This is a genomic window from Microbacterium binotii (assembly GCF_021398715.1).
GTDB lineage: Bacteria > Actinomycetota > Actinomycetes > Actinomycetales > Microbacteriaceae > Microbacterium > Microbacterium binotii_A.
Window position 1 is genome coordinate 2,045,169 of sequence record NZ_CP090347.1, and the last position, 11,893, is coordinate 2,057,061.

An 11,893-nucleotide genomic window follows, 5' to 3' on the forward strand; every position below is an offset into this window, starting at 1 on the left:
GATGAACCTGTTCGCATCGGAGTGGATCAAGGCGCGGAGCGTGCGAAGCACGTGGCTCCTCGCCGCGGCAACGATCGTCGTCACCACAGTCGTGAGCCTGCTGGGTATCAGCGGCTTGAGCGCCGACTGGCAGACCGAGCTGCCCGCGGACTTCGACTCCGTCGGTGTCAGCTTCAAGGGGATCCTGGTCGGGCAGTTGCTCATGGCCATGCTCGGGGCGCAAGCCGTGACCAGCGAGTACGCCTCGGGGCAGATCATCAGCACTCTCGCCATCGCGCCACGGCGCGCCCGACTGTTCGCCGCGAAGGCTCTCGTGGCCATCTCCGTCGCCGCCGTCGTGGCGGTCGCCACGGTGGCGGCGAGCTTCGCCGCGGGTCAGGCGGCGCTTGCCGTCGCCGGTCTGCCGACGGCGACGATGAGTGACGGCGAGACCGTGCGCGCCCTCCTCTGCGCCATCGCGTACCTCGTGCTGTCGGCCGTCCTCGGCCTCGCGTTCGGCATCCTCACCCGCAGCTCCTCGGGCGCGCTGGCGATCGTCGTGACCGTCTCCCTCCTGGTACCCGCCCTCGCCCCCGGCCTTCCGGGGGTCGTGGGTCAGTTCGCCGGAACCTTCTGGCCGACGACCGCGGGCCAAGCCTCCTACACGGTGGTCGGCTCCGGCGTACCGCCGCTTCTCGGTCTGGCCGTGATGGCGGTGTTCACCGTCTGGATGACGGCGGCGGCCGTAACGACGCTTCGCGTGCGCGACGCCTGAGGGCACACGATCTCCACCCGTCTTCCACCCGTGGGTGGTCGTCCGGTGCCGCGCGTGCGACGACGCTGGCGTCATGACCTTCTCCACCATCCTCAACGTCCTGCTGCTTCTCGCCCTCGTCGTCTGGTTGGGGTACCGCCAGTCGACGTGGCGCCCCATCCGCTCCGGCCGGATGTGGCGGATGCCGATGCTGCTCGGCATCGCCGGGGCCGTCGTCCTCGCCCAAACCGTGGATCACGTCACAACCCGCGACGTCATCGCGTTGACGATCGAGGCGGCGATCTCCCTCGGCGTCGGGGCGGCGATGGGGCGCATCGCCCGCATCCGCCCCATCTCACAGCCGTCCGTGCGAACGGAGGGCGCATCGCTCGAGTCTCGAACCGGATGGTGGGGCATGGCGCTGTGGTTGATCGTGATCGCCAGCCGGATCGGGATCGATCTCGCCGCAGCGGCGAACGGGGCGTTCGTCGCCTCCTCCACCGGCGCCATCCTGATCCTGCTCGCCGCCAACCGGGCGATGCGGGTGATGGTGCTCGAGTCTCGGACGCGACGACTCGTCGGCGACGGCTCGGATACTGCGGCACCGACCGCGCGGTCCATGATGGGGTCATGAACACGGGGCGCGGGTCGGCGAGGGCGGCGCTGCATCTGGTCGGGGCGGCCCTGGTGACGTTCTGGCTGTTCGCCGCCCCGCGTCCGATCGACGTGTGGACGTGGATCGGGGTGCTCGCGGTACTCGCCTGGCTGGGCGGGGCGCTGCTGCGCGGCACCGAGCGAACAGCCGCCGCGCTCTCGGGCGTCGCGCTCGCGGCCGCATCCGTCGCCGTCATCCCCACCGGAGGGATCACCTTCGCCCCCGTCGTCGTCGCCCTGCTCCTGCTGTGGGCCGATGACGCCGTGCCTGCGTGGGCCGCGATAGCGGGCTCCATCGCAGCAGCGGCGCTGATGGCGGTCGGCTCGATCGGACGGGCCCCCGGCGTGCCCACCCTGCTGGCTTTCGGCGGCGGCATCGTCATCGCCTCACTGGCCGGCGCGAGCCGGCGCCAGACGCGCCGCTTTCTGCGTCAGGAGGCGACGTTGCGACAGCAACAGCAAGATGCGGCCGAGCAGGCGGCTCGAGCAGCCCTCGCTCGCGATCTGCACGACGTCCTCGCGCACACGCTCGGCGGACTGGTCCTGCAGCTCGATGCGACCGAGGCCCTCATCGAGCGCGGGGACACGGATGCCGCCCTCGCTCGCTCGCGGAGCGCGCGGCGGCTGGCGGGCGAAGGCCTGGACGAGGCGAGGCGGGCGGTCGCGGCGTTGCGCAGCGGTGCCGGACGCGATGAACACGCGCGGCCGGGCGAGGTCATCGACGCCGTCGAACAGCTGCTTCGCACGCATCGCTCCCTCGGTGGATCCGCGACCTTCGAGGCGGAAGGGACCCCGTGGGAGACGTCCGAGGCTCAGGCGGTGACCCTGGTGCGGGCCGCGCAGGAGGCGCTCAGCAACGCACGACGCCATGCTCCCGGGCAACCGATCGATGTCCGCATCCGGTGGAGCACCGATCGTGTGCTGCTCACCGTCTCCAATGATGTGACCGACGCGGGCGGGACCCCATCGGGCGGGTTCGGGCTGCGCGGAATGCGCGAGCGCGTCGCCGCGCTCCCGCGAGGCGGTCGGGTCGACATCAGCCAGGACGGATCGCGCTTCCAGGTGCGGATGGAGGTGCGCCGGTGAATCCTCGGCCGATCAGAGTGCTCGTCGTCGACGACCAGGCGATCGTACGGGACGGCCTCGTGACGATCCTCGGCCTGCTCCACGACGTGTCGGTCGTCGGTGAGGCGAGCGACGGCGTCGAGGCGATCACCCTCGCCCTGTCCGAGCGCCCCGATGTCGTGCTCATGGACCTGCGGATGCCGGGGCTCAGCGGCGCCGACGCCACGGCGCGGTTGACGCGGGATGCGCCGGAGATCGCCGTGCTCGTGCTGACGACGTACGCCGACGACGACACCATCGCTGATGCGCTGCGCGCAGGCGCCCGCGGATATCTCACGAAGGATGCGGGGCGCGCGGAGCTCGAGGCGGCGATCCGCTCCGTCGCGCGCGGTCAGTCGGTCTTCGCATCCGACGTGGGAGCCCGGCTCGTGCGAGCCGCTACCGGAACGGCGCCGCCGCCCGCGGGGCGTCTGACCGACCGTTTCCCGGCACTGACGGCCCGGGAGGGTGACGTCCTCGCGCTCGTGGCCCGAGGCAGGAACAATCACGAGATCGCCTCGGAGCTGTTCGTCTCGGTCGCGACCGTGAAGTCCCACATCAACACGATCTTCGCCAAGCTCGGCGTCCGCGACCGCGCGGCGGCGGTCGCTCTCGTGCTGTCCGGCGACGGCTGAGCATTTGCGCTCAGCGCAATCCATTGCGCTGAGCGCAAATCAATGCGTAGGGTGAAACGCATGACCAAGAGAGACAAGATCGATGAGATCCTCGATGTGATCCTGCCGCTCCCCGAGCCCGCCGCAGCCGAGAGCGACGAACCCGCACGCGCATCCCGCGAGGCTGTCATCGCCGCCGTCCGCACCCAGCGCGAGACGTTCGAACGCTACCTGCGGATGGCCGAGAGCACGGAAGGCCAACCGCCGCACGGCGACATCCTGCTCAACGAGCTCGAACGCGCTCGCAGCGAGATGCGCGAAGCCGAGGACCGGATGCGGATGCTGATCGCCTATGCCCGAGAGTTCATCACGCCACGCCCCTACCCGTTGAAGATGCTTGCAGCCGCGGCGGGCATGTCGATCTCGGGCACCCGCAGCGCGTACACCTCGGATGAGGTGCTCGCCGTGACCGAACGGATCGGGCGCAATCCGGCCGCTTCCCCCTCTGCCACCGAGCGTTCGACTGCCTTCGACGACTGACCGCGTTATGACGCCGTCGCCCTGACGAGCTGCCTCAGGACAGGGCCGCCTTGAGTGCGTCGAGGTGCGTGCGGCTCGCGCGGACCGCCGCATCCGGCATCCGCTCCGCGATCGCTGCGACGACGGCGGCGTGCGCATCCTGATCCTCCCGCTCCGAGGCCGTCGGCCGGATGCGGAGCATCTCGATCATGGCGCGGCGGACGCGAGGCACGAAGCCGTCGAACAACTCGACCAGTACGTCGTTGTGCGATGCCACGACGATCGTCCGATGGAGGGCCATGTCGGCATCCACATGCTCCTCGGCACTCTGCCCGGGCACGGTCCGGGCATCGAGCGCGCGCCGGATGATGCGCAGATCAGCGGGCGTGCGCCGCTGCGCCGCCAGCATGGCCCCCTCGACCTCGATCGCCGTCCGCGCCTCGATCACCGTCACGATGTCGGCGCGCCGCAAGACGTCACTCCATTCGTCCGCGACGTCGAGGGCCGTCACGTAGACGCCGGACCCGTGGCGCGAGTCCAGGACGCCGCTCCCCGCGAGCCGGCGGATGGCCTCGCGCACGGTCGAGCGCCCGACACCCAGCTGCGCAGCCAAGGTCGTCTCGCCGGGCAACTTGGCCCCGAGGGCCCACTCCCCCGCACGCACGCGCGCGAGAAGCAGATCGGCCGCCTGGTCGGCCAGTGGCGTGCGCACGACCTGAGCCATCTCAACTCCTCAACTTGTCTGAGGACTATGGTAGCGTGCTCGACATGTCCGTCCTCGGATTCCTTCTTCTTCGCCGCCACGGCGGGGCATAGCCAGACCGGCTCCCCGTCGCGGAGCCGAACGTGCGCCGGTCTGCATCCCCCAGACCCGAGGACATCCGATCATGACAACTTTCACTCCCGCCTGGAACCGGCAGCGCCCCTCCGGCATGCCGTCGCACCGCTACGGCGACGCCTACTCGCGCGTCGAGGTGCCTCTCACCGACGCGGACCGCCGCTGGCCGAACCGCCGCATCACCGCTGCCCCGCTGTGGGTACCCGTCGACCTGCGCGACGGCAATCAGGCCCTCGCCGAGCCGATGGACCCCGCCCGCAAGCGCCGGTTCTTCGAGCTCATGGTGCGCATGGGTTACACGGAGATCGAAGTCGGCTACCCGTCCGCATCCCAGACCGACTACGACTTCGTGCGCCTCATCGCCGAGTCCGACCTCGCGCCCGACGAGGTCACGATCGTCGTGTTCACACCGGCGCGACGCGATCTGATCGAGCAGACCGTGGCATCGATCCGCGGCATCCGCAACGAGGTCGTCATCCACATGTACACCGCGACGGCCCCGGTCTGGCGCAAGACCGTGCTCGGCAAGGACCGTGCCGAGGTGCGCGAGCTGATCCTCGCCGGCGGCAGGGACGTGTGGGAGCTCGCGGGTCACCTGCCGAATGTCCGCTTCGAGTTCTCCCCCGAGGTATTCAACCTGACGGAGCCCGACTATGTCATCGAGGTGTGCGACGCGATCACCGAGCTGTGGCAGGCGAGCCCGGAGCGCCCCGTCATCCTGAACCTGCCCGCGACCGTCGAGATCGCCACCCCCAATGTCTACGCCGACCAGATCGAGTACATGCACACGCACCTCGCCCGCCGCGACGGCGTGATCCTCTCGGTGCACCCGCACAACGATCGCGGGACCGGCGTCGCCTGCGCCGAGCTGGCGGTCCTCGCCGGTGCGCAGCGTGTCGAAGGGTGCATCTTCGGCAACGGTGAACGCACGGGCAACGTGGACATCGCGACTCTCGCCCTGAACCTGCACGCGCAAGGCGTCGATCCCATGATCGACTTCTCCGACATCGACGAGATCCGCCGCACGGTCGAGTACTGCAACCGCATCGACGTGCATCCGCGCCATCCGTATGTCGGCGACCTCGTGCACACCGCGTTCAGCGGCACGCACCAGGACGCGATCAAGAAGGGCTTCGCGGAGCACCGGGCCCGCGCGGCGGCCGAGGGGCGCGACGAGCGCGACATCGCCTGGCGGGTGCCCTACCTGCCCATCGATCCCGCGGACATCGGACGCACCTATGACGCGGTCATCCGCGTCAACTCGCAGTCCGGCAAGGGCGGCATCGCCTACCTGCTGGAGACCGAGTACGGGGTCGTGCTTCCCCGTCGACTTCAGATCGACTTCTCGCGGCACGTGCAGCAGCTCACCGACAGCACGGGCGAAGAGGTGACGGCGCACGAGATCTGGTCGCTGTTCTCCGACGTCTACCTGAGCGGCCCGGAGCACCCGCATATGTCCATCGAGACCGCGCACGTCGACGAGGCCGCCGCCACGACGGAGGTGATCGTGCGCGTCGACGACCAGGCGCACCGTTCCACGCACGCGGGCGTCGGGCCTGTCGAGGCAGCCGTGCACGCGCTGGCGGACTGCGGCGTCGAGCTCGAGATCCTCTCGCTCCATCAGAGCTCGCTCACATCGGGCGCGGATGCCGAGGCGGTGACACTCATCGAGTACCGCGGACCGAGCGGCCCGGCGTGGGTCGCGGGACGCGATCGCTCCACACTCGCGGCCACCCTGGAGGCGGTGGTCCGCGCCGCGGACCGGGTGTCGGAGCACCGGCGCGTCGTCGGCAGCGCCGGGACAACACGCCGCGCACTGCTCGGAACGCCGCGGGTGTGATCGTCCCTCGATCAGCCCCGACGTCATCTACCACGAACGGGGGATGCCCCGAGAAGGGCCGAGCGTCAGACTGGCCCCATGGTGCACGTCGTTGAACCGCCCCTCCCGCGTCTGATCCCGCCCCCGCCCGCGTGGGTCAGAGACCTCGTCGCGGCGGCACTCATCACGGCGATCGCACTCGCTCCGTTCCCCGGCGGCGAGTTCCGCGCGTCGACGCCGCTGACCTGGGTGCTCGTCTTCCTCCCCGCGGTACTGCTTCCCGCGCGACGCCGGTGGCCACTGCCCACGCTCGCGGCCAGCACGCTGATCTACTGCACGCTGCTGCTTCTGGGGGTGGTCTCCGCAGGCGCGGCGCTGGGCGTCGGAATCGCGATGTTCGGGGCCGCGAACCGCACGTCACGTCGCACCACGTTCATCGCCGTGCTCGCGGCCGAGCTTGTCGTCATCGGCACGAGCATCATCGCCTCTCTCGGCTCGACATTCGACCCTCGCACCGTGCAGGTCGCCCTGGTGATCGCCTTCGCCGGAGCGGTGGGAGATGCGACGAAGTTCCGCCGCGAGTACCTGCAGGCGATGACGGAACGGGCGATCCGAGCGGAGGAGACGAGGGAGGTGGAGGCGCGCCGACGGGTGAGCGAGGAACGCCTGCGGATCGCGCGCGACCTCCACGATGCCGTCGCCCACCAGATCTCGGTGATCAGCCTCAACGCCGGGGTTGCCTCGGCGAGCCTCGAAACGCGACCGGACAAGACACGTGAGGCGCTGGCGACGATCCGGACGGCGTCTCGGACGGTGCTGAGCGAGATCGGCGGGCTGCTCGCGATGCTCCGCGCGGACGATGAGGATCAGCAGGCACTCGCCCCGCAGCCCGATCTCTCGGACCTTGACCACCTGGTGGCATCGTTCGTCGACAACGGCCTCGAGATCGGTGTGCGTAGCGAAGGCGTCCCTGTCGGTGTTCCCTCAGCCGTCTCCCGCGTCGCCTATCGTGTGGTGCAGGAGGGGCTCACCAACGCGTTGAAACACGGATCACAGCGTCGCGCGCACGTCCTCATCGAGGGCGGCGCCGAAGAACTCCGCGTGGTCGTGACGAATCCCGCGATCTCTCCCGACGATACGAATCAGCGCGCAGGATTCGGTCTGATCGGCCTCCACGAGCGCGTCGCCTCCGCGCGCGGCACCCTCACGTCCGGGTGGACACCGGGAGGTTTCCGCCTCGTCGCCGAACTCCCCCTGCCCGAAGGGTCCGCGTCGTGACGACCGTCCTCATCGTGGACGATCAGTCCCTGATCCGCGCCGCGGTTCGGGATCTCCTGGATGCGGATCCCGGAATCGACGTGGTCGGAGAGGCGGCCGACGGATACGAAGCAGTCGCACTGGCGGGCGAGCGACGCCCGAACGTGGTGCTCATGGACATCCGGATGCCCGGGATGGATGGGATCGCGGCCACAGCGGCGATCTGCGCGGATCCGTCGATGACGCTCACGCGCGTGCTGATTCTCACCACGTTCGAAGAGGACGAGTACCTCGTCAGCGCACTGCGCGCGGGAGCGAGCGGATTCATCGGCAAGGGAGCCGAGCCGGAGGAGATCGTCCGCGCGGTGAAAGCCGTCCATGCCGGTGAGGCTCTCCTGTCGCCGACGGCGACACGGAGCCTCATCACCCGCTACGTCCTGCCCCGCGAACCGAACACGGTCGTCTCCGGCGATCTCGCGAACCTGACCGGCCGCGAGCTCGAGGTTCTCGTGCTCATCGCCCGCGGGCGATCCAACGACGAGATCGCGGCGGATCTGTTCATCTCCCCGCACACCGCGAAGACCCATGCGAAACGCATCATGACCAAGCTGCACGCGCACGATCGCGCACAGCTGGTCATCTGGGCGTACGAGAGCGGACTGCTCGTTCCCGGCAACTGAGTCGCGTACCCCCGGAGGGGTAGGGCAGGTGTCCTCGTGCGGGGGACGCGGCGTCGGGCCTGGCCGACGAGGCTCGGAGCATGACTTCTCCCGCATCCGCTGCCCCCGCCGCAGCGACGGCGCCGACCGCGCGGCGATCCGTCCTGCTCGTGTTCGCCGGACTTCTCGTCGCGATGCTGCTCGCGTCGCTGGATCAGACGATCTTCTCGACCGCTCTTCCCACCATCGTCGGCGAGCTCGACGGTGTCGACCACATGCTGTGGGTGACCACCGCCTACATGGTCGCCGCGACGATCATGATGCCGATCTACGGCAAGCTCGGCGATCTCATCGGCCGCAAGTGGCTGTTCATCGGCGGCCTCGCCCTCTTCCTGGTCGGTTCGACGATCGGCGGCCTCGCCACCGACATGACGGGGCTGATCGTCGGCCGGGCTGTGCAGGGCTTGGGCGGAGGAGGACTCATGATCCTGTCGCAGGCGATCATCGCGGATGTCGTCCCCGTGCGTGAGCGCGCGAAGTACATGGGCGTCATGGGTGCCGTCTTCGGCCTGTCCAGCGTCATCGGCCCGCTTCTGGGCGGCTGGTTCACAGAGAGTGTCGGCTGGCGGTGGGCGTTTTGGATCAACATCCCGCTCGGTCTCGTCGCCATCGCCTGCGCCTGGGCCTTCCTGCGCACCCCTCACAGCCGCAGCACCTTCCGATTCGATCTCTGGGGCACCGTGACGATGGCGATCGCCGTGACCTCGATCATCCTGACCACGTCGTGGGGCGGCAACACCTATGCGTGGGACTCGCCCCAGATCCTCTGGTTGATCGTGATCGCCGCCGTCTCCGCGGCACTGTTCGTGCTCGCCGAGCACAAGGCATCCGATCCGCTGATCCCGTTGAAGCTCTTCCGCAACCGCAATTTCGTCCTGGCCACCGTCGCCGGTCTGTTCATCGGCGTCGCGATGTTCGGTACGCTCGCGTACCTTCCGACCTACCTTCAGATGGTCACCGGCGTCAACGCGACCGTCTCCGGGTTCATGATGATCCCGATGGTGGTCGGCCTGATGCTGACGACCATCAGCACGGGCCAGATCGCGTCGCGTACCGGACGCTACAAGTGGATGCCGCTCGCGAGCATGGTCGTCGTCGCGGGTGCACTGCTGCTGATGTCGACCCTGACCGTCGAGACCCCGCTCTGGCTTCTGATGACCTACCTGTTCGCCCTGGGCGCGGGAATCGGCCTGGGCATGCAGATCCTCGTGCTGATCGTGCAGAACGCGTTCCACGATTCCGAGGTGGGCACCGCAACCGCCTCCAACAACTTCTTCCGCGAGATCGGCGCCTCACTGGGCAGTGCGATCGTCGGCTCGGTGTTCGCGAGCCGGCTGACCCAACTGCTCACCGAACGGTTGGCGGGAGCGGATGCCGGCACGATCGGCGGATCCACGAACTCGCTCACCCCCGCCGCGGTCAATGCGCTGCCCGATGCGCTGCACGACATCATCGTGGGCGCCTACAACGACGCCCTGACCCCCGTCTTCCTTCTCCTCCTGCCGATGATCGCGGCAGGCTTCGTCGCGTTGCTGTTCATCAAGGAGGTGCCCTTCCGCGCTACTCGCGACGAACCGCGCGACGGGGAGGACGACACCGTCACGACGGCGACAGCCGCTCTGATGGACGAGGTCGCGGAGGGCGCACGATGAGCGCGCCCCTGCTGTCGGTGGACAACGTCACGAAGACCTACGGTCGCAATCAGAACCGTTTCGATGCGCTGCGGGGGGTGACCCTCGAGATCCGAGCCGGCGAGTCCGTCGCGATCGTCGGCAAGAGCGGATCGGGCAAGTCCACCCTCTTGCATCTGCTCGCGCTGCTGGACGAGCCCACGGCGGGCCGAATCACGCTCGAGGGTGCGAACACCCGTCGTCTGCACGGACGCGCGTTGAACAGAGCGCGCAATCGCACATTCGGGTTCGTCTTCCAGCAGTTCTTCCTCACTCCGAATGCCTCCGTCCTCGAGAACGTGATCCTCCCGATGAAGATCGCCGGAATCGGTCGCGCGGAGCGCAAGCGCCGCGGCATGGCGGCGCTTGCTCAGCTGGATCTGGCCGACAAGGCGAGGAACAAGGCGACGAACCTGTCCGGCGGTCAGAAGCAGCGCGTCGTCATCGCGCGCGCGCTGGTGAACAACCCCCGCGTGATCTTCGCCGACGAACCGACCGGCAACCTCGACTCGACGACCGGCTCCGTCGTCGAAGACATCCTGTTCGCTCTCAACCGGGAGCACGGCATAACCGTGATCGTGGTCACCCATGACGAGGAGCTCGCCGCCCGGTGCGACCGCCGCATCCACATCAAGGACGGGCTCATCGTGGCCGAGGAGGTCCCCGCATGAGAACCACGGATCTGATCACCTCTGCCATCTCGAACACGTTCCGCTCCAAGACGCGCACCGTGTTGACGATCCTCGCGATCTTCGTCGGTGCCTTCACTCTCACCGTCACGAGCGGACTCGGCACCGGCATCAACCGCTACATCGACGACACCGTGGCATCCATCGGCGCGAGCGATGTGATGAGCGTCACGAAGAGCTCCACGAGCGGGAGCGGGTTGTCGTCGGGCCCGACCGAGTACGATCCTGACGCGATCTCCGCGAGCACCGCAGGGCCCGGCGCGACGGTCACCGCGCTGACGGATGAAGACATCACCGTGCTTCGCGCAATCACCGGGGTCGAGGACGTGTCGGCGAACAAATCGATCGACGCGGAGTACCTCCAGCACGCCGGCGGCAAGAAATGGGTCGTCAGCGTGGGGTCTCTCATCCCCGGGCAGGCCCTGCAACTCGCTGAGGGCAGCGTTCCCGACGACGCCGCTGCCGACTCCCAGGTGACGGTGCCGGACTCGCTGGTGGATGCGCTCGGCTTCGCGGATGCGGCCGATGCGGTCGGCGCGTCGGTCATCGTCGCCGTCGCCGACTCCGCACGCACGCAGTACACGGTGGAGGCGACGATCACGGGCGTGACCGAGGAGACGCTCGTCGGTACCGGATCGAGCATCACGCCGAACGCGGCTCTGTCGGACGAGCTGTTCACGCTGCAGAACACCGGTGTGCCCATCGATCAGCAGGACCGCTATGCCAGCGCCAGCGTCCGATTCGCCGCGAACGCCTCATCGGAGCAGATCGACGATCTGAAGCAGGCGCTCACCGACGCGGGGTACACGGGCACGACCGTCGCAGACCAGCTCGGAACCTTCAAGACCGTGATCGACGCCATCGTGCTCGTGCTGAATGCCTTCGCGGTCATCGCCCTGCTCGCCGCGAGCTTCGGGATCGTCAACACCCTGCTGATGTCCGTTCAGGAACGTACGCGAGAGATCGGACTGATGAAGGCGATGGGCATGGGCTCCGGACGCGTCTTCACCCTGTTCAGCATCGAGGCGGCATTCATCGGGTTGCTCGGCAGCGCCATCGGCGCCGGCATCGGCATGATCGCGGGCACGGCGATCAGCGGCGCTCTGTCCAGGGGACTCTTCGCCGATCTGGCCGGGCTTCAGCTCATCGCGTTCGATCCACTCTCCATCGTCACCATCATCTTCGTCGTGATGGTCATCGCCTTCCTGGCGGGCACCCTGCCGGCGGCGCGAGCCGCACGAGCAGACCCGGTGACATCCCTGAGGTACGAGTAGCGG

General features: G+C 68.5%; 12 protein-coding genes. 11 read left to right on the forward strand and 1 reads right to left on the reverse strand.

Going from position 1 to position 11,893, the window contains the following annotated elements; translation table 11 throughout:
* The first annotated feature begins 1 nt into the window (after nucleotide 1).
* The 5 genes from LXM64_RS10275 (at nucleotide 2) to LXM64_RS10295 (ending at nucleotide 3,645) form a co-directional block, all read left to right on the forward strand.
* The gene (locus LXM64_RS10275; protein WP_234073130.1) at nucleotides 2-754 is read left to right on the forward strand and encodes an ABC transporter permease; all 753 of its coding nucleotides are present in this window, start codon (nucleotides 2-4) and stop codon (nucleotides 752-754) included.
* Between the two features lie 73 nt (nucleotides 755-827).
* Nucleotides 828-1,367, forward strand: a complete 540-nt coding sequence (locus LXM64_RS10280) for a hypothetical protein (protein WP_234073131.1) — start codon at nucleotides 828-830, stop codon at nucleotides 1,365-1,367.
* A complete protein-coding gene (locus LXM64_RS10285; protein ID WP_234073132.1) occupies nucleotides 1,364-2,473 on the forward strand; it encodes a sensor histidine kinase in 1,110 nt (369 codons plus the stop codon). The genes LXM64_RS10280 and LXM64_RS10285 overlap by 4 nt, the downstream gene beginning before the upstream one ends.
* Nucleotides 2,470-3,126 (forward strand): response regulator transcription factor, encoded by a 657-nt coding sequence (locus tag LXM64_RS10290; RefSeq protein ID WP_234073133.1) that lies wholly within the window; start codon nucleotides 2,470-2,472, stop codon nucleotides 3,124-3,126. The genes LXM64_RS10285 and LXM64_RS10290 overlap by 4 nt, the downstream gene beginning before the upstream one ends.
* Before the next feature lie 60 nt (nucleotides 3,127-3,186).
* A complete protein-coding gene (locus tag LXM64_RS10295; protein ID WP_234073134.1) occupies nucleotides 3,187-3,645 on the forward strand; it encodes a hypothetical protein in 459 nt (152 codons plus the stop codon).
* A 34-nt stretch (nucleotides 3,646-3,679) separates the two neighbouring features.
* Here the strand turns inward: LXM64_RS10295 and LXM64_RS10300 are convergent, their stop codons facing one another.
* On the reverse strand, nucleotides 3,680-4,348 hold the full coding sequence (locus tag LXM64_RS10300) for a FadR/GntR family transcriptional regulator (RefSeq protein WP_234073135.1): 669 nt from the start codon (nucleotides 4,346-4,348) through the stop codon (nucleotides 3,680-3,682).
* Between the two features lie 163 nt (nucleotides 4,349-4,511).
* On the opposite strand from LXM64_RS10300, the gene LXM64_RS10305 reads away from it, so the two are divergent.
* The 6 genes from LXM64_RS10305 (at nucleotide 4,512) to LXM64_RS10330 (ending at nucleotide 11,890) form a co-directional block, all read left to right on the forward strand.
* Nucleotides 4,512-6,302, forward strand: coding sequence for a 2-isopropylmalate synthase (locus tag LXM64_RS10305; protein WP_234073136.1), 1,791 nt, complete (start codon nucleotides 4,512-4,514; stop codon nucleotides 6,300-6,302).
* 78 nt (nucleotides 6,303-6,380) lie between these two features.
* Nucleotides 6,381-7,559 carry a sensor histidine kinase gene (locus tag LXM64_RS10310; protein ID WP_234073137.1) on the forward strand — a complete coding sequence of 393 codons (1,179 nt, stop codon included), beginning with the start codon at nucleotides 6,381-6,383 and terminating at the stop codon, nucleotides 7,557-7,559.
* Complete coding sequence (locus tag LXM64_RS10315; RefSeq protein WP_234073138.1) at nucleotides 7,556-8,218, forward strand: response regulator; 663 nt, start codon at nucleotides 7,556-7,558, stop codon at nucleotides 8,216-8,218. Before LXM64_RS10310 ends, LXM64_RS10315 begins: the two co-directional genes overlap by 4 nt.
* 80 nt (nucleotides 8,219-8,298) lie before the next feature.
* Nucleotides 8,299-9,909 carry an MDR family MFS transporter gene (locus LXM64_RS10320; protein WP_234073139.1) on the forward strand — a complete coding sequence of 537 codons (1,611 nt, stop codon included), beginning with the start codon at nucleotides 8,299-8,301 and terminating at the stop codon, nucleotides 9,907-9,909.
* Nucleotides 9,906-10,598, forward strand: a complete 693-nt coding sequence (locus LXM64_RS10325) for an ABC transporter ATP-binding protein (RefSeq protein WP_234073140.1) — start codon at nucleotides 9,906-9,908, stop codon at nucleotides 10,596-10,598. The genes LXM64_RS10320 and LXM64_RS10325 overlap by 4 nt, the downstream gene beginning before the upstream one ends.
* Nucleotides 10,595-11,890 carry an ABC transporter permease gene (locus tag LXM64_RS10330; RefSeq protein ID WP_234073141.1) on the forward strand — a complete coding sequence of 432 codons (1,296 nt, stop codon included), beginning with the start codon at nucleotides 10,595-10,597 and terminating at the stop codon, nucleotides 11,888-11,890. The genes LXM64_RS10325 and LXM64_RS10330 overlap by 4 nt, the downstream gene beginning before the upstream one ends.
* The last annotated feature ends 3 nt before the right edge of the window (nucleotides 11,891-11,893 follow it).